The following is a 22,815-nucleotide window of genomic DNA, read 5'->3' on the forward strand; positions in this document are numbered from 1 at the left end:
CTGGAGGAATAAAGATGAGAATTTCAATTGATCGTAAAGCTCTGCAATGGTTCCAGGAAGAATTACGTATAAAGCACGGTGAATCTGTACGTTTTACTGTAAGGTACGGAGGGGATAGTTCAATTCAGCCCGGATATTCTTGAGGGGTTGTTGTTGAGAAAGCAGATGGGGAAATAGTGTCAGTTGAGAAGGAAGGTATTATATTCTTTGTAGATTGTGATGATCTTTGGTATTTTCAAAACTATGATTTATTTGTAAGTTATCATGAGAAAATGGAAGAAATTCAATTTAATTATGTAAAATAATAACTTTATTAAAAATGAATAAGTTTTATATAAAAATTATATTTAAGAGATAGTGAAATAAATATCATATAGTAACGAGCTGTATTTATGTACAGCTCGTTTTTTCTATTTCTCAAATAAAATTAGAATAATGGTGTATTTGGCGGTGTTATATGAAAAATCTTTATATCTTGTTTTTAAAAATACACAAAGAAGTCTATTCTTTCTTTATAAAACATAATAATTATTTTCAAAAAATTGTATTGTTACAGTAAAAAAAGTGTAGGAAACTTATCATTATAAAATAAATTGAAATCTTCTAAAAACTCTGATACATTGAAATAGAAATGTAGTTTCACAATATTGTAAAGGCTTACAGTTATGTGCACGAAGATCTATTAGGATTGGAGGAAATAATGATGAAAGCTGAAGAAAAATTTTCCCCGGGATTAGATGGTATAGTGGCAGCGGAGACGAAAATCTCGTTTCTTGACACAGTAAAAGGTGAAATTGTAATTCAAGGGTATGACTTAATCGAACTCTCAAAAACAAAAGAGTATTTAGACATTGTGCACCTTTTATTGGAGGAACAACTACCGAATGAAGATGAAAAAGCAGTACTTGAAAAGAAATTAAAAGAAGAATATGCAGTACCAGAAGGTGTATTCAACGTACTAAAGGCATTGCCTAAAGAGACGCATCCTATGGATGGATTACGTACAGGTGTGTCGGCGTTAGCTGGTTACGATAATGATATCGAAAACCGCTCGTTAGAAGTGAATAAAAGCCGAGGGTACAAGCTGTTAAGTAAAGTGCCAAACATTGTAGCGAATAGCTATCATATTTTAAATAATGAGGAGCCAATTGAACCTCTTAAAGAATTATCTTATAGTGCGAATTTCTTCTATATGTTAACTGGTAAAAAACCAACTGAACTTGAGGAGAAGATCTTTGATCGTTCCCTTGTTTTATATAGTGAGCATGAAATGCCAAACTCTACATTTACAGCTCGCGTTATTGCATCAACACAATCAGATTTATACGGTGCTTTAACAGGTGCAGTTGCATCTTTAAAAGGAAGTTTACATGGCGGTGCAAATGAAGCGGTTATGTACATGCTTTTAGAAGCTGGTAATGTTGAGAAATTTGAAGAGTTATTACAGAAGAAACTATATAACAAAGAAAAAATTATGGGCTTTGGACACCGTGTTTATATGAAGAAGATGGATCCAAGAGCACTTATGATGAAGGAAGCTTTAAAACAGTTATGTGATGTAAAAGGTGATTATACACTATATGAAATGTGTGAAGCTGGAGAAAAGATTATGGAAAAGGAGAAGGGAATTTATCCAAATCTTGATTATTATGCAGCTCCAGTATATTGGATGCTAGGTATTCCAATTCAACTTTACACACCAATCTTCTTTAGCTCTAGAACAGTGGGATTATGTGCACACGTTATTGAGCAACATGCAAATAATCGTTTGTTCCGTCCACGTGTAAATTATATTGGCGAGCGACATGTACTTAGTAAATAAGAACAACTGGGGAGTTGTTAGCGCCGCCCGCCAGATGGGTGTTTGACCGACACCCATCATTAATAATAACGAATTTTCGACAGAAAGGGAAGGATAGCATGATTAAAACAAATGAAATTAAGCAAAAAGATGCATTATTAGAAGAGATTACGGATTATGTATTAAATAAAGAGGTTACTAGTGCAGAAGCATTCAGTACAGCTCGTTACGTATTACTTGATACACTTGGATGTGGAATTTTAGCACTACAATATCCAGAATGTACGAAATTACTAGGACCAGTTGTGCCAGGAACAGTCGTGCCAAATGGTACACGTGTACCAGGTACGTCTTATGTACTAGATCCAGTAAAAGGTGCATTTAATATCGGATGTATGATCCGTTGGTTAGACTATAACGATACTTGGCTTGCAGCAGAGTGGGGACATCCATCTGATAACTTAGGCGGAATTTTAGCGGTTGCAGATTATATTAGCCGTGTTCGTATTTCAGAAGGAAAAGAAGCTTTAAAAGTACGTGAAGTATTAGAAATGATGATTAAAGCACATGAAATTCAAGGCGTCCTTGCTTTAGAAAACAGCTTAAACAGAGTTGGTCTTGACCATGTATTATATGTAAAAGTAGCAACAACTGCAGTAGTTGCGAAAATGCTTGGCGGAACACGTGAAGAAATCTTTAATGCATTATCACATGCGTGGATTGATAATTCTAGTCTTCGTACATATCGTCATGCTCCAAATACGGGCTCACGTAAATCATGGGCTGCAGGTGACGCAACGAGCCGCGGTGTTCATCTTGCAATGACTGCTCTAAAAGGTGAAATGGGTTATCCAACAGCATTATCTGCGCCAGGATGGGGATTCCAAGATGTATTATTCAATAAACAAGAATTAAAATTAGCAAGACCACTAGAGTCATATGTAATGGAAAATGTATTATTTAAAGTGTCATATCCAGCAGAATTCCATGCACAAACAGCTGCAGAATGTGCAGTGAAGTTGCATCCGGAAATTAAAGAGAGATTAGATGAAATTGACCGTATTACAATTACAACTCATGAATCAGCAATTCGTATTATTGATAAAGAAGGTCCATTAAATAACCCAGCTGATCGTGATCATTGCTTACAATACATTACGGCAATTGGTTTATTAAAAGGAGATATCGTTGCAGACGATTATGAAGATGCAGTAGCAAACGATCCACGTGTAGACGAATTACGTAATAAGATGGTTGTTGTTGAAAACAAACAGTACAGTTTAGATTACCTTGACCCGAACAAGCGCTCAATCGCCAACGCTGTTCAAGTTCACTTTAAAGATGGCACAGTAACAGAAAATGTGGAATGTGAATATCCACTTGGTCACCGTTTCCGTAGAGACGAAGCAATTCCAAAAGTTGTTCAAAAATTCACTGCAAATATGGCAGGTCATTATTCTAGTAAGCAACAAGAACAAATTCATGAAGTTTGTTTAAATGAAGAAAAGCTAGAAAATATGAATGTAAATGAATTTGTAGATCTATTCTTAATTTAATAATAGGGGGAATTTAGAATGGCTTGGGTTGTGAAAAAGCAGTCAACACAAGAGGAGCTTGCGAATCGATTCCGAGCTTTAGTAGAAGCAAATGAAATTTTGCAAATTCCAGGTGCTCATGATGCAATGGCGGCTTTAGTTGCAAAAAATACAGGTTTTTCAGCTCTTTATTTATCAGGAGCTGCTTATACTGCAAGTAAAGGCTTACCAGATTTAGGTATCGTGACGTCTACTGAAGTGGCTGAGAGAGCAAGAGATTTAGTAAGAGCTACAGACTTACCTGTTCTTGTTGACATTGATACAGGATTTGGTGGTGTACTAAATGTAGCGAGAACAGCTGTAGAAATGGTGGAAGCGAAAGTAGCAGCTGTCCAAATTGAAGATCAGCAATTACCAAAAAAATGTGGACATTTAAATGGTAAGAAACTTGTTACTACAGAAGAATTGGTTCAAAAAATTAAAGCGATTAAAGAAGTTGCACCGAGCTTATACATTGTAGCACGTACTGATGCTCGCGGCGTTGAAGGATTAGATGAAGCAATTGAAAGAGCAAATGCATATGTAAAAGCAGGTGCAGATGCAATTTTCCCTGAAGCGCTTCAATCAGAGGAAGAATTCCGTCTATTTAATAGTAAGGTAAATGCACCTTTACTTGCGAATATGACTGAATTCGGAAAAACTCCATATTATAGTGCAGAGGAATTTGCAAATATGGGCTTCCAAATGGTTATTTATCCTGTAACTTCACTTCGCGTTGCAGCGAAAGCGTATGAAAATGTGTTTACTTTAATTAAAGAAACAGGTTCTCAAAAAGATGCACTTTCTAATATGCAAACGAGAAGTGAATTATACGAAACAATTTCATACCATGACTTTGAAGAGTTAGATACGGGTATTGCAAAAACAGTACTATCAGAAGATCAATAGATAAAGCAGCGAAGGCGATGAAAATACATCTTTGGCAAAAAAAATGCTTGATGTGAAAAATCATCGCCTTCTATTTTCAAAAAAGATATTCCACTCATCGTAGACGAGCATAAGCAAAAAGCTATGAAAGCCGAATGATAGGGGGATACATATGGAGAAAACGAAGTTACCGTGGGATGAGTTTTTTTCACTTAATAAAGATATAAATCATACTTACTTTACACCAGAAGATTTTTCAGGTGATGAAGATTTAATCGCAAAAACGACAGAACAATTCGTTAAACAAGAAATTGTTCCACAAATGGAGAATATTGAACAACATAACTATAAAGTTTCTCGTCAATTATTTGAGAAAGCTGGGGAACTTGGATTATTAGGTATTGAGGTACCAGAAGATTATGGCGGATTCGAGTTAGGAAAGGCTGTCTCAGGTCTTGTAGCAGAGAAAATGGGTTACGCTGGGGCATTTAGCGTTTCCTTTAATATACACGCTGGTGTTGGTACATTGCCTTACATATATTACGGAACGAAAGAACAGAAAGAAAAATATTTACCGAAAATTGCATCAGGAGAATGGATTGGGGCTTATGCTTTAACTGAGCCAAATGCTGGTTCTGATGCTTTAAGTGCAAAAACGAGTGCAGTATTAAATGAAGATGGTACTGCTTGGAAGTTAAATGGTGAGAAACAGTGGATTACAAATGCTCATATGGCAGATGTATACGTTGTTTTTGCGAAGACAAATAAAGGAATGACGGCGTTTATTGTCGAAAGAACATGTGAAGGTGTATCCATTGGACTAGAAGAAAAGAAAATGGGGATTAAAGGTTCTTCAACGGCTACCCTAATTTTAGAAGATGTTGTCATCCCTGCTGAAAATGTTTTAGGGGAAGTTGGCAAAGGGCATCACGTAGCTCTTAATATTCTTAACTTCGCTAGACTAAAGCTGGCTTTTGGAAATATTGGAACGGCAAAACAAGCAATTGGTCTGTCGGTACAATATGGAAAAGAGCGAAAACAGTTCCAAACGGAATTAGTAGATTTTACGATGATTCAAGAGAAAATTGCAAATATGATCATTGCTACATATGGAGCAGAAAGTGCAGCTTATCGTACAGCAGGTGTAATCGATGAAGCAATTCATGAGAGCGATGAAGATCTTATGAAGAAAATGTCCCAATTTGCAATTGAATGTGCACTGAATAAAGTGAACGCTTCTGAAACACTTGCTTATATCGTAGATGAAGCTGTACAAATTCATGGTGGTTACGGTTATATGCAAGAGTATGAGGTAGAACGATTATATCGTGATGCTAGAATTAGTCGTATTTTTGAAGGAACGAATGAAATTAATAGATTAACAGTTGCCAAAATGTTAATGAAGCAAATCGAACAATTAGAAGATACTGAAGTAGAAAGTGATGTAGCAAATGTCGAAAGAAACCATCGTTACATTTTATTAGCGAAAAAATTGTTGAAACAATCTTTGAAAACGCTCTCTAAAACTCCAGGTCTAAAAATCGACCAAGAACAAGAATATTCACGTGTAATTTCAAATATGTTGACGGACGTGTACGTCATGGAATCAGCGTTTTTACGTACGAGAAAAGCGGTAAGGAAAAATGGTGAGGAAAAAGAACGTACGAAGCAACTCATAACGGATGTTATTTGTGAAGAAGGATACCGTAAAGTAGAAGAAGCAGCGATTTCTGTACTTTCGGCGGCTGTCACAGAAGAACAAGATAGACATGTGATTTTAGCTGAAATCCGTCAATTATTAGTACCTTTATACACGAACGTATTTACGAAGAAGAGAGAAATTGCGAAAGCTATTATAAATCGCGGGAAATATATTGTGTAAATAGGAGGAAAGCGATATGAAAAAGATTGGTTTTATCGGTTTAGGTAACATGGGTCTTCCGATGTCAAAAAATCTAGTTAAATCAGGTTACACAGTATATGGCGTGGACTTAAATAAAGAGGCAGAAGCGTCCTTTGAAAAAGAAGGCGGAATTATCGGTCTATCAATCTCAAAACTAGCAGAAACATGTGATGTAGTTTTTACAAGTTTACCTTCACCTCGCGCTGTTGAAGCGGTATATTTTGGAGCAGAAGGATTATTTGAAAATGGTCACTCGAATGTAGTTTTCATTGATACAAGTACGGTATCGCCGCAGTTAAACAAACAATTAGAGGAAGCTGCAAAGGAAAAGAAAGTAAACTTTTTAGCAGCACCTGTGAGCGGCGGTGTAATTGGAGCCGAAAATCGTACATTAACGTTTATGGTTGGTGGATCAAAAGAGGTATATGAGAAAACGGAATCTATCATGGGCGTACTAGGCGCGAATATTTTCCACGTTAGTGAGCAGATTGATAGTGGTACAACTGTTAAGTTAATTAATAACTTATTAATTGGTTTTTATACAGCTGGTGTGAGTGAAGCTTTAACATTAGCGAAAAAGAACAATATGGATTTAGATAAAATGTTTGATATTTTAAATGTAAGTTATGGTCAAAGCAGAATCTATGAACGTAATTTTAAAAGTTTTATAGCACCTGAAAACTACGAGCCAGGATTTACTGTGAACTTATTGAAGAAAGATTTAGGGTTTGCAGTTGACTTAGCTAAGGAAAGCGAACTCCATTTACCGGTAAGCGAAATGTTATTAAACGTATATGACGAAGCGAGTCAAGCTGGATATGGTGAAAACGATATGGCAGCTTTATATAAGAAAGTTAGCGAGCAATTAATTTCTAATCAAAAATAAATTATACAAAGGAGAGAATATAATGATTACAACTGAAATTAAACGAGTAAAAAATCACATTAACGGTGAGTGGGTTGAATCGACAGGTACGGAAGTAGAAGCAGTTCCAAATCCAGCGACTGGAAAAATTATCGCTTACGTTCCACTATCTCCAAAAGAAGATGTTGAAAAAGCTGTTGAAGCGGCAAAAGCAGCATTCGAAACATGGTCTAAAGTACCAGTTCCGAATCGTTCAAGAAATTTATATAAATATTTGCAGCTATTACAAGAAAATAAAGATGAGCTTGCAAAAATCATTACGCTAGAAAATGGTAAGACGCTAACGGATGCAACAGGTGAAGTACAGCGTGGTATTGAAGCGGTAGAACTTGCAACATCTACGCCAAATTTAATGATGGGTCAAGCGCTGCCGAATATTGCTAGCGGAATTGATGGATCGATTTGGCGCTACCCAATCGGAGTTGTTGCTGGTATTACGCCGTTTAACTTCCCGATGATGATTCCGTTATGGATGTTCCCACTTGCAATTGCTTGCGGTAATACATTCGTATTAAAAACATCGGAAAGAACGCCACTTTTAGCAGAGCGACTTGTAGAATTATTCTATGAAGCAGGTTTCCCAAAAGGCGTATTAAATTTAGTACAAGGCGGAAAAGATGTTGTAAATAGCATTTTAGAAAATAAAGATATTCAAGCTGTTTCGTTCGTTGGCTCTGAGCCGGTAGCTCGTTACGTATATGAAACAGGTACGAAACACGGAAAACGTGTACAAGCGTTAGCAGGTGCGAAAAACCATGCGATTGTAATGCCAGATTGCAATCTTGAGAAAACAGTACAAGGTGTAATTGGATCTGCATTTGCAAGTAGTGGAGAGCGCTGCATGGCATGCTCAGTAGTAGCAGTAGTGGATGAGATTGCTGATGAATTCATTGATGTATTAGTAGCAGAAACGAAAAAATTAAAAGTAGGCGATGGCTTTAACGAAGATAACTATGTTGGACCATTAATCCGTGAATCTCATAAAGAGCGCGTTTTAGGCTATATTAATAGCGGTGTAGCAGATGGGGCAACTTTATTAGTAGATGGCCGTAAAATTAATGAAGAAGTTGGAGAAGGTTACTTTGTAGGTGCGACAATCTTTGATGGCGTGAATCAAGAAATGAAAATTTGGCAAGATGAAATTTTTGCTCCAGTATTAAGCATTGTACGTGTTAAAGATTTAGAAGAAGGTATTAAACTAACAAATCAATCTAAATTTGCAAATGGTGCGGTTATTTATACGTCAAATGGTAAACATGCACAAACATTCCGTGATAACATCGATGCTGGTATGATTGGTGTAAACGTAAACGTTCCAGCACCAATGGCATTCTTCGCATTTGCAGGAAATAAAGCTTCATTCTTTGGTGATTTAGGTACAAATGGTACAGATGGCGTTCAATTCTATACACGTAAAAAAGTTGTAACTGAGCGCTGGTTTTAATATAGAGTAAACAGTCAAATCAGCTATTAAATGAAAACCACCACCACTATTAATAGTGGTGGTGGTTTTCATCTTGTTAATTATTTTTTTCAAAAGCTAGTTTAATACCAAATCCAATTAGGACGACTCCTGTTAGCCCTTGAATATAACGTTGCGTCTTTGGTTTTTTCATAAAAGCACTAATTTTATCAATTAAAAATATATAAAATGCAAACCAAATGACTGTTAAAACGAGGTAAGTAAGGCCCATTACAAGAAGTTGAATAAATGTATTATGATTTGGATTTAAAAATTGCGGTAAAAAAGTTAAAAAGAAGACTGCAACTTTAGGATTTAATAAATTTGTAAGAAATCCTTGGCGAAAGCAAGAAGTATGTTCGTTTTCATTATTCAAAGATAGATCATTTGTATCTAAGTTTTCTTTGTTTCTTACTGCTAAAAGGGCTTTAATACCGATATATATTAAATAGAGAGCCCCAACGTACTTGAAAATAGAAAATAAAAGAGCTGACTTTACAATAAGTGCAGAAAGACCAATTACAGCAGCTAAAGTATGAATTAATAGTGCAATACATGTACCAAACACTGTTTTCACTCCACCGACTTTACCAGCAACCAATGTGTTTTTCGTAGCCATTGCTGTATCTGGACCAGGTAAAATGATAAGGCAAATAGACATAATGATGAAAAGAAGATAATTTTCTATCATAGCCGCCCCTCCTTTTTATTTTTAGAATATTTGATTAAAATCAGTGTAGCACAAAAATGGATTTAATAAAATTAAATTTTATTAAAAATTATTAAATAAAAAAGGCTATATAGTAGCTGTAATTTCACTACTATATAGCCTCGATTTTATCCCGCTATTTGCGAGTAGTAAGATTTCCACCGCACAAGATTTAGCTGGAGCAAAGAAATTAGGTGGGGGATGAACAAACCACCCACTCGTTACAGTTTCATTTTATGCATTAAGTAAATTAAAGAAACGATTCACATCTTCTTCTGAAACGTCACTTAACTGTTTATATTTATAATTCGGATTTTGATCTTTATCAACGACAACGGAGCGTACTCCTTCGAAGAAATCTTCATGTCTCATGAAGTTTTTAGCAAGTATAAGGTCCGTAGCGAAACATTCTTCAACGGATTTATCTTGTCCATCAATAAACTGTTTTAATGTTACTTTTAGTGAAATAGGGGATTTTGATAACAGTGTTTCTTTCGTTTTTAGAGCAAAGGAGCTTTCATCTTTCTCCAATGAATGGATGATTTCTTCAATTGTATCGAAAGCAAAATGTGAATTGATTACTTCTAATGAAGGAGTCAGCTCGCTTTCTAAGTTTGGAGCAGTTGCGAATGTACGAATAACTTCTTTTAAATTAGTATGTACATCATCTTCTTTATGCCAATTTACACTTTCAAGTTCAGTAAGAAACTCTGGTAATGAATCAGATGTCATAAAGTAATCAGCAGCATTAATAAATAATACGTCAGAAGCTTTTAAAATAGATGCTGTTAAAGCAACGAAGCGTCCTGTATATCCAGGTGCTTTATTTAAGAAATATGCAGCTCCGACATCTGGGAAGAAGCCGATATTCATCTCTGGCATTGCCCATTTCGTACGTTCAGTTACAATGCGATACTTCGCACCATTTGTAAGACCGACACCACCGCCCATTACAATTCCATCTAAACAAGCAATAATCGGTTTTGTATATTGATAAATATATGTATCAATTTCATACTCTTCTTCAAAAAAACTTTCTGCATGTTGCAATGCCACTTCATTGGAACGCGCTTCATAAAGAGTTTTAATGTCGCCACCTGCACAAAAACCTTTTGTGCCAGCTCCTTTTAACACGATAAGTGCAATACGCTCATCGCGTTCCCACTCTTTAAGTTTTTGTCCGATAGGTTGTAACATGTCATAAGATAAAGAATTAAGTGCTTTTGGACGGTTTAAAGTAATTGTTGCTACGCCGTTTTCACTAACAGAAAATAAAACGTGTTCAGTCATAATGCATCCTCCCTTACATATCTTCTTATTCTTAATTCTTGATATGTACTGAAATGTCCTTTATAAATTTCGTCAAAAGTTGACGGTAAATATTAATTTGGTCACCGCGTATTTTGACGAGTTATCTTTGCAGGATTTCAGAGACTGAGGGGGAATATTACAACATTACTGTAAGTGTAATTATTTGAAGTTATAATGATAAAAGCGCTATTATATAGGTGTGAATTGTTCATTATCAATTCTAAAAAGAGTGTTTGAAGAAAAAATGAATCGTACAATTGTAATAAAAAATTTTACACTGAATTAGAAATAGAGAAAGGAGAAATCGGAATGCCAGGACCTTTACTATTGTCGGTTATTATTTTGTCTTCTTTAATGATAGGGATAACGCAGTATTTTCATCATACAGATACGACAGAAGAAGTGAAGGATAAAGTACGTCTCGTATTTCCGATTTTTATAATATCTATTTCATTCTGTATTTTATTAAATAAAGATGGGTACATTGTCGCAGTGTTCTCATTTTTCGTCGCAATCGTTTTAATTACCGTTTTATATTATGTAATGAAAGACTTTATACAAAAATAAAGATGTCATAATAGGCATTTTTATTTTGGGAAAAATATAAAATTTCACATACCGTATTTTATATAAAATACATAAAACATATAACAATAGAAAAGTATGTACTTTGCTGTGTATGTACTTGTCAATCTTGCATAGCCACTATACTATTAAAATGTAGAGATTATAAAAAGGGGTTGTATCTATCATGAAATTTGAGATGCACACAAAAATTATTTCAAATGAAAAAGAAGTAAGATTACATATTGAAGAAAATATATTTCAATTAATATTGGATGGTTATCACTTATTTACAATTCAAGAAATATTGCCTTTATATAAATCCAATGAAGAAAGAATTGGAAGTGCAACGATATTGAAGCTAGAGTGGGAGAACGGAAAAACTACAATAAACTATCAACTTGTTTCACTAAAATCAGTAAATTAAAAGGAGTAGAAAAATATGAAGTTATTTCATACAGCGGATTGGCATTTAGGTAAGCTTGTTCATGGCGTGTATATGACTGAAGACCAAAAGATTGTATTAGATCAGTTTGTACAGGCTGTTGAAGAAGAAAAACCAGATGCTGTAATTATTGCAGGGGATTTATATGACCGAGCAATTCCACCTACAGAAGCAGTAGACTTATTAAATGATGTGCTGCAAAAAATAGTTATTGATTTACAAACACCAGTTATTGCAGTAGCTGGTAATCATGATAGTCCGGATCGTATCCATTTTGGAAGTAGTTTAATGAAAAAACAGGGATTACATATTGCAGGCCAATTTCAATTCCCGTATGAACCTGTTGTACTAAATGATGAATATGGAGAGGTTCACTTCCATCTAATACCGTATGCAGACCCAAGCATAGTTAGACACGTGTTGAAAAATGAAGACGTACGTTCTCATGATGATGCGATGCGCATTTTTATGAATGAGCTCTCTGAAACAATGGATAAAGAAGCTAGACATGTATTTGTTGGACATGCATTTGTAACTTCTTCAGGAGAAGCGGAGGAGAATACAAGTGATGCAGAACGACCACTTTCAATTGGTGGTGCTGAATATGTAAATAGTCATTATTTTGATAAGTTTCATTACACAGCGCTTGGACATTTACATCAAGCGCATTTCGTACGTAATGAGACCATTAGATATTCAGGTTCACCACTTGCCTATTCAATTTCTGAAGAGAAACATAAAAAAGGTTATTACATTGTAGAACTGAATGAAACTGGTGAAGTAGCAATTGAAAAAAGGTTACTTTCACCACGTCGTAAAATGCGAACAGTAGAAGCGAAAATAGATGAATTATTACAGCACCCAGTAAGTGAAGATTACGTATTTGTAAAATTATTAGACGAAAACCCTGTCTTACAGCCAATGGAGAAAATACGATCTGTATATCCAAATGCAATGCACGTTGAAAGAGCGATGCAAAGGCGAGAACTCACAGATACAAATGAAGTAACTGTTTCAAGACATAAAACGGATGATTTATCTCTTTTAAAGGCTTTCTATAAAGAAATGAAAGGGTTAGATTTATCAGAAGAGAAAGAACGCCTATTTATAGATGTATTACAAACAGTGCAAGAACGGGAAGGTGAACGAGGATGAGACCGATTCAGCTTATTATGACAGCATTCGGGCCATATAAACAGAAAGAAGTAATCGATTTTGAAGATCTTGGAGAACATCGTATTTTCGCTATTTCTGGGAATACGGGAGCTGGAAAAACAACGATTTTTGATGCGATTTGTTATGTGTTATATGGTGAGGCTAGTGGAGAAGAACGTAGTGATACGAGCATGCTTCGAAGTCAATTTGCTGATGATGATGTTTATACAAGTGTAGAACTAACCTTTCAGTTAAAAGGGAAGCGCTATGAAATAAAAAGACAACTTGGACATAAAAAACAAGGGAATAAGACCATTACAGGACATGCAGTAGAATTATATGAAGTGATTGATGGAGAAAACGTTCCAGCCGTCGATCGTTTTCATGTAACAGACGTAAACAAAAAAGTGGAGGATTTAATTGGGTTAAGTAAACATCAATTTAGCCAAATTGTTATGTTACCACAAGGGGAATTCCGAAAACTATTAACATCTGAGACAGAAAACAAAGAAGAGATTTTACGTCGCATTTTTAAAACGGATCGTTATAAATTAATGCGTGAGTTACTTGATCAAAAGAGAAAACAATGGAAAGACGTCTTGCAAGAAAAACAAAAAGAGAGAGAGCTCTATTTCCGTAATGTTTTTAAATTACCAATCCGTGATGGAGCATTATTAGAGACATTAGCGGCACAAGAACATGTAAATACGCATCAAGTAGTAGAAGCGTTAGAACAAGAAACAACAGTGTATAAGGCAGAGGTTGAGCAATTACAAGTAGAACAAGATGTTCAAACGAAGCAATTAAAGGATGCAGAAACACGTTTTCATGCAGCAAAATCTGTAAATGAGAAATTTATAGATTTACAACAAAAGAATGAGAAATATAACACTTTACAAGAGAACCGTGCAGCAATTGAAAGAAAAGAAAAATCCTTTAAACGTGCGGAACAAGCAAAGCGCTTATTACCATTTGAACAATGGTATGAAGAAGCGATGCAAAATGAGCAGAAAGCTGAAAGTTTGTTAAAACAGATAATCGTCAAACAAGAACAGATAATGAACAGCTTTGAACTTGCTGAGGAGAAGTATGAAGTAGTAAAGAATAAAGAAGCTGAACGAGAAGAGGCTAAAAAACTTGTTCAAAGATTAGAAGAGTTACAAGCAATCATTGAATCATTAGCTGAGAGAAAGCTGAATTTACAAAATGCCGAGATTCAAATAGGGAAATTAAAAGAAAGTATGCAAAAGTTGGATCAACAACTAGAAGAGCATACAAGCCAAAAACAGAGAATGTCTGATGAATTGCAACAATTAGAACAAGCACTTGAGCAATATGTAGCTAAAGTAGAAGAACTAACGAATATGCGAGAAGATGCAAAAGTTTTAAAGCAAGCATATGATGTTTGGCAAGAAAAACAAAAATTCGAGCAAGAAAAAGAATCGGCAAATAATAAAATGCAAGTGGCAGTTCGCGCATACGAAAACATGGAGCGCCGCTGGTTAAGTGAACAAGCTGGTATATTAGCTCTTCATTTACATGACGGTGAATCTTGTCCAGTATGTGGTAGTACGAATCATCCGCAAAAAGCTACAGAGCAAAGTAATGCGATCGATGAAAAAGAGTTAAACGATTTAAGAGATAAGAAGAACATTGCTGAAAAATTACATGTGCAAGTAGAGGAGAAATGGAATTTTTATCGACTACAATATGAACAAGTGATAGAAGAAGTTGTGAAGCGTGGCTATAACTCCGAAAAATTAGTTGAAACATATAGTGCACTTGTTCAAAAAGGAAAACAATTAGCAGCAGACGTTAATACGTTAAAAGCAAGTGAAGAAACACGTAAGCAGATTGCTGCGAACATGAAAAGCGTAGAAGAAAAAATAGAAGAACTTCAGAAACAAAAACGGGAAGTAGAAACAATGCAGCACCGTACAGAAATGGAGTGCATGCAACTTCGTACGTCATATGAACATGATAAACGAAATATTCCAGAAAACATACAAACAGTACAAGCTTGGAAAGCACAGTTTGACCAAGCTATGCACGAACTCAAGTTTATGGAGGATGAATGGAAGAAAGTGCAGGAAGCGTATCAGCATTGGCAAAATGAAAATATACGTATTCAAGCAGAACAGAAAGGTGCTTCTAATCAATTTGAAAGTGCAAAATTGAAGAAAGAAGAGACTTTGGCACGCTTTATGAAAGAACTAGAACAAAGCGGATTTACAGATCAATTCACGTATAAAGCAGCCAAATTAAGCGATGCCGAGATGGAGATGTTACAGAAAGAAATTCAAGGTTATTATTCATCTCTTGAAGTGCTTGCAAAACAAATTGAAGAGCTAAACTCAGAATTAAAAGATAAAGAGTATATGGATATTACATCTTTAGGTGAACACATAAAAGAACTAGAAATTAATCTCGATATAATTAAAGAAAAACGTCAACGTGCGCAAAATGCGGTAACATATATTTCTGATTTACATGAAAACATTAGACGTATTGACGAACAAATTCACGAGGAAGAAAAAGCCTTCCAAGAACTTGTTGATTTATATGAAGTAATGAAAGGTGATAACGAAAGTCGTATATCATTTGAACGTTACATTTTAATTGAGTATTTAGAACAAATCGTTCAAATCGCAAATGAACGACTACGTAAATTATCAAATGGACAATTTTATTTAAAACGAAGTGAACGAGTTGAAAAAAGAAACCGTCAAAGTGGATTAGGCTTAGATGTGTACGATGCATACACTGGCCAAACGCGCGATGTAAAAACATTATCCGGCGGAGAGAAATTTAACGCATCACTTTGCTTAGCGCTAGGAATGGCAGATGTCATTCAAGCATATGAAGGTGGTATTTCTATCGAAACGATGTTCATCGATGAAGGGTTCGGTTCATTAGATGAAGAATCATTAACGAAAGCTGTAGACGCCTTAATTGACTTACAAAAATCAGGTCGATTTATCGGTGTCATTTCACACGTCCAAGAGCTGAAAAACGCAATGCCAGCTGTATTAGAAGTAACGAAGCAAAAGGATGGGTGTAGTCAGACTAGGTTTGTGGTGAAGTAAGCTTAGAAAATGGAGTAGGGAATCTATCGATACTTTTAGTGTCATATGTATGAATAATAAAACGTCGTCTCTTCATTGGAGGCGACGTTTTATTTTATAAAATATCTATGAATTATCTGTAGAAGGCGGCGTATTCTCCAAACGATTATAAGCTTTAAAAGCTGAAATTGCTGAGATAACCCCGCCTACTAAAAATAAAGCGGATCCTCCAACTAAGATGATACGACTGACATATGTTTCCCGTGCTTCTTCGACTTCTTCTTGTAACGCTGTAGGCATATGAATTCCCCTTTATAAAAGTTGTTTTATAAATAGTATATACAAACGCCTAAAATGTGTTAAAATAACTGATGATTTTATGCAGTGGGTAATTAGATGAGTAGGATGCGAGTGGCTAAATAAATCTTCATCACAAATTTATGCGAACTTCACATAGAGCACATATTAACATTGTATTATGTATATGTACCAAATAAATAAAGTGAATGTAAGTTCTGTTTTCAAAAATTTAAAATCCTTTTATTTCTATATGAAAGTTTTAATCGAGGGTTTTAAAAATTTTGGAAATAGATCTTATAAAAATGGAATTCATATAAAAGGGGAATGTCTTATGACAACATATACAAGTGAAATGAAAAAAACTTTAGTTTCAGAAGAAGATGTAGATATTTTAAAAATTATGGCGCATCCAATCCGACTGCAAATTGTAAATGAATTAAGTACAAGAAAAACTTGTAATGTAACACAATTAACAGAGTTATTGAATATTCCGCAATCTACTGTTTCACAACATTTATCAAAAATGAAGGGTAAAGTGTTACGAGCAGAGAGAAGAGGTTTAGAAATTTATTATCATATTAACAATTTAAAAGCGAGTAAAATTGTTAATGTTTTAGGGTATATAAACTAGTGAAATATTTTTATATAAAATAGCCCCTGCTGTTTAGCAGGGGCTATTTTGTGTTGTTTTATGTATTTGTATTTAAAACTTTATAGTTTTTATGATTTACAATTGTTCGATCAAATTCAAAAGTACCACCGCTTACATTTGTAATTTCAACTAAGACCGATTCAGTATAAAGTTTTAATACAGATCCTGTAATCTTTAAATTGTTTCGTTGAAAAAGTATAGTATCCCCTACGTTTGCTTTCATAGTACCTCCTCATTAAAGACAGAAATATTTTTTTATTATATATATTAAACCACGGATAGATATATTAGTGAATATTTAGTTTTATTTATTGGGAAAAAAATTGTGATTTTATAAAAAATAAGGTGAATCGAAGTATAAAAAATTTTTCTATTGTATTTAATCAGTAGCCTTTTGTATTTCATCCTTCGTTTCTTGTAACTGATTCCATGTTTTTGACGCTCTATCTTGTAAGTGCTTACATAAACGGAAACATCTTATACAATGAAGGTGTTAAATCAAAAGAGGTGACCAAAATGAACATAAAAAAAGTAATTTTAGCGAATAGCATTGAAATAGAAAGAGGAGGCGGAAAGATATGAAAAAATCAACTGTTAATCCATGGTTTGTTGTCCTTGGCACAGTTATAGTACAAATGGGGCTTGGAACGATATATACATGGAGTTTATTCAATCAGCCTTTAGTTAGTAAATACGGTTGGAGTCTTAACGCTGTTGCGATAACTTTCTCAATTACTAGTCTTTCTTTAGCATTTTCAACTTTATTTGCGAGTAAATTGCAAGAAAAATGGGGACTTCGTAAACTTATTATGATAGCTGGATTAGCATTAGGACTAGGGTTAATACTTAGTTCACAAGCGTCTTCATTAATATTGCTTTATGCACTAGCAGGAGTTGTTGTAGGTTATGCAGATGGTACAGCATATATCACTTCACTATCAAATTTAATAAAGTGGTTTCCAGAGCGTAAAGGTCTAATTGCTGGTATTTCTGTCTCTGCATATGGTTCAGGTAGCTTAATCTTTAAATACGTTAACGCACAGTTGATTGAATCAGTTGGTGTATCGCAAGCATTTATATACTGGGGTTTAATTGTTACAGCTATGATTGTAATTGGTGCTTGTTTAATTCATCAAGCTGCAGATCAAAGAGCAGTTCATGAAACAAAAACTAAGGAATACACAACGAAAGAAATGTTAGGCACAAAACAAGTATACTTATTATTTATCATGTTATTTACATCATGTATGAGTGGCTTATACTTAATTGGTATGGTAAAAGACATTGGTGTTCAACTTGTAGGACTTAGCGCAGCAACAGCAGCTAATGCGGTGGCTATGGTTGCAATCTTTAATACATTAGGTCGTATCATTTTAGGACCGTTATCGGATAAAATCGGGCGTTTAAAAATCGTTACTGGTACTTTTGTTGTTATGGCGAGTTCAGTCTTAGTTCTAAGTTTTGTAGATTTAAATTACGGTATATACTTCGTATGTGTAGCAAGTGTAGCGTTTTGCTTTGGTGGAAATATCACTATTTTCCCAGCTATTGTTGGTGATTTCTTCGGTATGAAAAACCATAGTAAGAACTACGGAATTGTGTATCAAGGATTTGGATTTGGGGCGCTTGCAGGTTCCTTTATCGGTGCACTTCTAGGTGGATTCAAACCAACGTTCATGGTGATCGGTGTATTATGTGTCGTGTCATTCATTATCTCAATTTTAATTCAAGCACCTAAACAGAAAAAAGAACACGAAGAAGAGTATCGCAGCGTAGCGTAAGTATACAAATCTTCTATAACACTATGATTACGAAAAAGCATCCTATTCTATTAATTAGGATGCTTTTTTTTTATGAGTTATTTTAACAAGGTTAAATTACTTTTGGGATTTTTATAGATGTAAAAGTGAGTGAAACACCCATTTGGATTATATTGGAATATAATAAATTGATATATCGCATTCGAAATATATATTAAATCTTAAATGATAAAGAAGACATTCGTTAGTATTTGTAAGATATATTTTCAGAAAAATATTGAGAAAATATATACTTGAGTTTTTCATAAAGCATTGTAAATGAACGTATCTCTAGTTTGTCTTCTTCAATTTTAAAAAGAGGATTTGGAATTTTATTTATAATATAAGTACATTTAATACGTTTACATATGATTTTATTAAGAAGCATTAAAATACTTTGTCTGAAAAATAAAAAAAGATTGACAAGTTTATTGAGAAACATTATCATTTCGGTGTAAGATAGTAAATGAAAAACATTATCAATAAAATGGATTTTAAAGTAATGCGCACTTGACCAATTAGTTTAGTAAGTGTATTATTTTTTACAACACAACTGATAATGAAAATCAATATCATTGGTGTTACTTAATGAAATTAATGTTTATGTGAAAGGATAGAGAAAATGAACTTAGGGGAATTTGATGGGAAAACAGTTTTAGTAACAGGTGCAGCACAAGGCATAGGCAGTGTTGTTGCCAAAATGTTTTTAGAAAGAGGAGCCACAGTTATTGCGGTTGATCAAAATGAAGAGGGGTTAAATGTACTCTTAAATCAAAATGAATTAAATAATACACGTATGAAAACGTTTCGTTTAGATGTGAGTGATAGCGCTGCTGTTGAAGACATGGTAAATCATATTGCAAATGAAATAGCGCCAATAGATATTTTAGTAAACGTTGCAGGGATTTTGCGTATGGGACCAATTCATTCGTTAAGTGATGAAGATTGGAATAAAACATTCTCTGTAAATACTACAGGGGTTTTCAATATGTCCCGAACGGTAAGTAAAAATATGATGTTAAGAAAATCAGGGGCAATTGTTACAGTCGGTTCAAATGCGGCAAATACGCCGAGAATGGAGATGGCTGCGTATGCTGCGTCAAAGGCTGCAACGACGATGTTTATGAAATGTTTAGGACTAGAGCTTGCGGCATACAATATACGCTGCAACTTAGTTTCTCCAGGTTCTACTGAAACTGAGATGCAAAGATTACTATGGGCTGATGAGAATGGAGCTAAAAATATAATTGCTGGTTCTCAAAATACATATAGACTCGGAATTCCATTACAAAAAATTGCACAACCTTCAGAAGTTGCTGAAGCAGTGTTATTTTTAGCCTCAGATAGAGCAAGTCATATTACAATGCACAATTTATGTGTCGATGGCGGTGCTACGTTAGGAGTTTAATAAAAATTCAGGAGGTTATTATATTATGAATGAACATATAGCTGTAAAGGAATTGTCAGAAAAACTTTTAGAAGATTATAAGACTGAATCTTCATTCTTTTTCGCTTCACCAACTCGAACTATATTAGCAGAAGGAGAGTTTACTACAGTAAAGCATCGTGAAATTGAAAATTTCCCAGAGCTTGTGCAAGCGACATTAAGTAATGCGAAACAAGCTGGAAATCCAAATCCTATCGTTGTGGGTGCTTTGCCATTTGATCGTAGAAAAGAAGTTCAACTTATGGTACCAGAATATAGTAGAATTTCTGAGCGTTTACAATTGGATACAACAAATCAGCTTGAAACAAATGAGAACGTAACATTTGAAATGACGCCAGTACCAGACCCTGAAGTTTATATGAATGGTGTGAAGCAAGGAATTAAAAAAATACAGGACGGTGATTTAAAGAAAATCGTTCTATCTAGATCGTTAGATGTTAAATCTTCCGAAAAGATTGATAAGCAAAAACTTCTGCGAGAATTAGCAGAACATAATAAGCATGGTTATACATTTGCTGTGAATTTACCGAAAGATGAAAAAGAGAACAGTAAGACGCTAATTGGAGCAAGTCCTGAATTGCTTGTTTCACGTAATGGTATGCAAGTTATTTCTAATCCGTTAGCTGGTTCAAGGCCACGTAGTGAGGACCCAGTAGAAGATAAAAGAAGAGCAGAGGAATTACTTTCTTCTCCAAAAGATTTACATGAACATGCGGTAGTAGTTGAAGCGGTTGCCGCTGCACTTCGTCCGTATTGTCATACATTACATGTTCCAGAAAAGCCATCAGTTATTCATAGTGAAGCGATGTGGCATTTGTCTACAGAAGTGAAAGGTGAACTTAAGGATCCAAATACTTCTTCTTTACAATTAGCAATTGCCCTTCATCCTACGCCAGCAGTTTGCGGAACTCCGATGGAAAAAGCAAGAGAGGCTATACAGCATATTGAGCCATTTGACCGCGAGTTCTTTACAGGAATGCTAGGATGGAGCGATTTAAATGGAGATGGAGAATGGATTGTTACAATTCGTTGTGCTGAAGTACAAGAAAATACACTTCGTTTATATGCAGGAGCTGGAGTTGTTGCTGAGTCAAAACCAGAAGATGAGTTAGCAGAAACATCGGCTAAGTTCCAAACAATGTTAAAAGCTTTAGGGTTAAGAGATAGTTCACTTAATGAAAAATAGGGGGAAGAAAGAATGCTAGTAGGTTATACGGAATGGCCAAAAGAATTTGCAGATCGTTATCGAGAAGAAGGGTGTTGGCTTGGTGAAACATTTGGAGGAGTGTTAAGAGAGCGGGCTGAGAAATACGGAGATCAAATCGCGGTTGTAAGCGGTAAGACGCATATAACGTATAGTGAACTTGATAAAAAGGTAGATTGTTTAGCAGCAGGTTTACTGAGTTTAGGAATAAAGAAAGAGGACAGAGTTGTAATCCAGTTACCTAACATTATCGAGTTTTTCGAAATATGTTTTGCACTATTTCGAATTGGAGCGCTTCCTGTCTTTGCACTACCTTCACATCGAAGTAGTGAAATTAGTTATTTTTGTGAGTTTGGCGAGGCGAACGCTTACGTTATTTCAGATAAGGCTCTCGGTTTTGATTATCGAAAACTAGCAAGAGAAGTGAAAGAGAAAGTGCCAACTTTACAACGTGTAATTGTAGTGGGGGAAGAAGAAGAGTTTGTGAACATAAATGATCTGTATATGGATCCCGTCTCATTACCAGAAGTTCAGCCAAGTGATGTTGCATTTCTCCAATTATCAGGAGGGACAACAGGTCTTTCTAAATTAATTCCTAGAACACATGATGACTATATTTATAGTTTACGTGTAAGCGCTGAAATTTGTAATTTGAATGCAGAAAGCGTCTATATGGCAGTTCTTCCAGTAGCACACAATTACCCAATGAGTTCTCCAGGGACATTTGGAACTTTCTATGCGGGTGGAAAAGTGGTATTGGCAACTGGTGGTAGTCCAGATGAGGCATTTGCTCTCATCGAAAAAGAAAAGGTTACAATTACAGCGCTCGTTCCGCCATTAGCAATGATTTGGCTTGATGCTGCATCTTCTCGTAATGCCGATTTATCAAGCCTAGAGGTTATTCAAGTAGGTGGTGCTAAGTTTAGCGCTGAGGTTGCAAAACGTATACGTCCTACATTTGGATGTACGTTACAGCAAGTATTCGGTATGGCGGAAGGATTAGTGAACTATACAAGATTAGACGATCCGGAAGAAATTATTATTTATACACAAGGTAGACCAATGTCTGCACTCGATGAAGTACGAGTTGTTGATGAAAATGACAACGATGTAAAACTTGGCGAAGTAGGTAGTTTATTAACACGAGGTCCATATACAATTCGTGGTTACTATAAAGCCGAAGAGCATAATGCACGATCATTTACAAAGGATGGGTTTTATCGCACAGGTGATCTTGTAAAAGTAAATAAACAAGGATACATCATTGTAGAAGGAAGAGATAAAGATCAAATTAACCGTGGTGGTGAGAAAGTTGCTGCGGAAGAAGTTGAAAATCATCTATTAGCACACGATGCAGTTCATGACGTAGCAATTGTATCTATGCCTGACGATTATTTAGGTGAACGCACCTGTGCTTTTGTTATAGCTCGCGGACAAGTTCCGGCAGTAAGTGAATTAAAAATGTTTTTAAGAGAACGTGGTATCGCGGCTTATAAAATTCCAGATCGAATTGAATTTATTGAATCATTCCCGCAAACAGGAGTCGGAAAAGTCAGCAAAAAAGAACTACGTAAAGTCATTGCTGAAAAACTAATTATAGTAAAACAATAA

Annotated in this window: 19 protein-coding genes and 1 pseudogene; 16 read left to right on the plus strand and 4 right to left on the minus strand. The window is 35.1% G+C overall.

Features of this window, described 5'->3' with window-relative positions; all coding sequences use genetic code 11:
- The first annotated feature begins 14 nt into the window (after positions 1-14).
- The 7 genes and pseudogenes from AC241_RS11480 to AC241_RS11510 all read left to right on the plus strand — a co-directional run bounded on the left by AC241_RS11480 (position 15) and on the right by AC241_RS11510 (position 8,535).
- A pseudogene (locus AC241_RS11480) lies at positions 15-305 on the plus strand (HesB/YadR/YfhF family protein).
- Positions 306-700: 395 nt separating this feature from the next.
- The gene (mmgD, locus tag AC241_RS11485) at positions 701-1,822 is read left to right on the plus strand and encodes a citrate synthase (RefSeq protein WP_016081729.1); all 1,122 of its coding nucleotides are present in this window, start codon (positions 701-703) and stop codon (positions 1,820-1,822) included.
- A 98-nt stretch (positions 1,823-1,920) separates the two neighbouring features.
- Positions 1,921-3,357, plus strand: a complete 1,437-nt coding sequence (gene prpD / locus AC241_RS11490) for a 2-methylcitrate dehydratase (RefSeq protein WP_000598139.1) — start codon at positions 1,921-1,923, stop codon at positions 3,355-3,357.
- Positions 3,358-3,375: 18 nt separating this feature from the next.
- Entirely contained in the window at positions 3,376-4,284 is a 909-nt protein-coding gene (gene prpB / locus AC241_RS11495) for a methylisocitrate lyase (RefSeq protein ID WP_000312640.1), read from the plus strand.
- A gap of 151 nt (positions 4,285-4,435) precedes the next feature.
- Positions 4,436-6,145, plus strand: coding sequence for an acyl-CoA dehydrogenase family protein (locus tag AC241_RS11500; RefSeq protein WP_050843460.1), 1,710 nt, complete (start codon positions 4,436-4,438; stop codon positions 6,143-6,145).
- Positions 6,146-6,161: 16 nt separating this feature from the next.
- On the plus strand, positions 6,162-7,052 hold the full coding sequence (locus tag AC241_RS11505) for an NAD(P)-dependent oxidoreductase (protein WP_016081726.1): 891 nt from the start codon (positions 6,162-6,164) through the stop codon (positions 7,050-7,052).
- A gap of 22 nt (positions 7,053-7,074) precedes the next feature.
- Positions 7,075-8,535, plus strand: a complete 1,461-nt coding sequence (locus AC241_RS11510) for a CoA-acylating methylmalonate-semialdehyde dehydrogenase (RefSeq protein WP_000633344.1) — start codon at positions 7,075-7,077, stop codon at positions 8,533-8,535.
- 76 nt (positions 8,536-8,611) lie between these two features.
- Here the strand turns inward: AC241_RS11510 and AC241_RS11515 are convergent, their stop codons facing one another.
- Both AC241_RS11515 and AC241_RS11520 read right to left on the minus strand, forming a co-directional pair.
- Positions 8,612-9,244, minus strand: a complete 633-nt coding sequence (locus AC241_RS11515) for a LysE family translocator (protein WP_000572360.1) — start codon at positions 9,242-9,244, stop codon at positions 8,612-8,614.
- 252 nt (positions 9,245-9,496) lie between these two features.
- Positions 9,497-10,552, minus strand: coding sequence for an enoyl-CoA hydratase/isomerase family protein (locus tag AC241_RS11520; RefSeq protein WP_048564101.1), 1,056 nt, complete (start codon positions 10,550-10,552; stop codon positions 9,497-9,499).
- 330 nt (positions 10,553-10,882) lie between these two features.
- On the opposite strand from AC241_RS11520, the gene AC241_RS11525 reads away from it, so the two are divergent.
- From AC241_RS11525 to AC241_RS11540, 4 genes are all read left to right on the plus strand, one after another.
- Positions 10,883-11,140: a hypothetical protein gene (locus AC241_RS11525; RefSeq protein WP_001119409.1), complete on the plus strand. Its 258-nt coding sequence runs from the start codon at positions 10,883-10,885 to the stop codon at positions 11,138-11,140.
- A 184-nt stretch (positions 11,141-11,324) separates the two neighbouring features.
- Positions 11,325-11,564: a DUF2584 family protein gene (locus AC241_RS11530; RefSeq protein WP_000667344.1), complete on the plus strand. Its 240-nt coding sequence runs from the start codon at positions 11,325-11,327 to the stop codon at positions 11,562-11,564.
- Positions 11,565-11,579: 15 nt separating this feature from the next.
- Positions 11,580-12,737 carry an exonuclease SbcCD subunit D gene (locus AC241_RS11535; protein ID WP_000765150.1) on the plus strand — a complete coding sequence of 386 codons (1,158 nt, stop codon included), beginning with the start codon at positions 11,580-11,582 and terminating at the stop codon, positions 12,735-12,737.
- Positions 12,734-15,823, plus strand: coding sequence for an AAA family ATPase (locus AC241_RS11540; protein ID WP_048564100.1), 3,090 nt, complete (start codon positions 12,734-12,736; stop codon positions 15,821-15,823). The genes AC241_RS11535 and AC241_RS11540 overlap by 4 nt, the downstream gene beginning before the upstream one ends.
- Before the next feature lie 105 nt (positions 15,824-15,928).
- Here the strand turns inward: AC241_RS11540 and AC241_RS34755 are convergent, their stop codons facing one another.
- Complete coding sequence (locus AC241_RS34755) at positions 15,929-16,102, minus strand: hypothetical protein (protein WP_016081721.1); 174 nt, start codon at positions 16,100-16,102, stop codon at positions 15,929-15,931.
- Positions 16,103-16,433: 331 nt separating this feature from the next.
- On the opposite strand from AC241_RS34755, the gene AC241_RS11550 reads away from it, so the two are divergent.
- The gene (locus AC241_RS11550) at positions 16,434-16,733 is read left to right on the plus strand and encodes an ArsR/SmtB family transcription factor (RefSeq protein WP_000214794.1); all 300 of its coding nucleotides are present in this window, start codon (positions 16,434-16,436) and stop codon (positions 16,731-16,733) included.
- Positions 16,734-16,791: 58 nt separating this feature from the next.
- Here AC241_RS11550 and AC241_RS11555 read toward each other — a convergent pair whose 3' ends face one another.
- Entirely contained in the window at positions 16,792-16,977 is a 186-nt protein-coding gene (locus AC241_RS11555; RefSeq protein WP_000646793.1) for a YkvS family protein, read from the minus strand.
- Positions 16,978-17,332: 355 nt separating this feature from the next.
- Here AC241_RS11555 and AC241_RS11565 point away from each other — a divergent pair, with 355 nt between their 5' ends.
- From AC241_RS11565 to AC241_RS11580, 4 genes are all read left to right on the plus strand, one after another.
- Entirely contained in the window at positions 17,333-18,535 is a 1,203-nt protein-coding gene (locus AC241_RS11565; protein WP_050843464.1) for an L-lactate MFS transporter, read from the plus strand.
- 640 nt (positions 18,536-19,175) lie between these two features.
- Entirely contained in the window at positions 19,176-19,961 is a 786-nt protein-coding gene (dhbA, locus tag AC241_RS11570; protein WP_016081719.1) for a 2,3-dihydro-2,3-dihydroxybenzoate dehydrogenase, read from the plus strand.
- A 25-nt stretch (positions 19,962-19,986) separates the two neighbouring features.
- Positions 19,987-21,186, plus strand: a complete 1,200-nt coding sequence (gene dhbC, locus AC241_RS11575) for an isochorismate synthase DhbC (protein ID WP_029442249.1) — start codon at positions 19,987-19,989, stop codon at positions 21,184-21,186.
- A gap of 12 nt (positions 21,187-21,198) precedes the next feature.
- Positions 21,199-22,815, plus strand: a complete 1,617-nt coding sequence (locus AC241_RS11580; RefSeq protein WP_029442250.1) for a (2,3-dihydroxybenzoyl)adenylate synthase — start codon at positions 21,199-21,201, stop codon at positions 22,813-22,815.

It is taken from the genome of Bacillus thuringiensis (assembly GCF_001182785.1).
Taxonomy (GTDB): domain Bacteria; phylum Bacillota; class Bacilli; order Bacillales; family Bacillaceae_G; genus Bacillus_A; species Bacillus_A thuringiensis_S.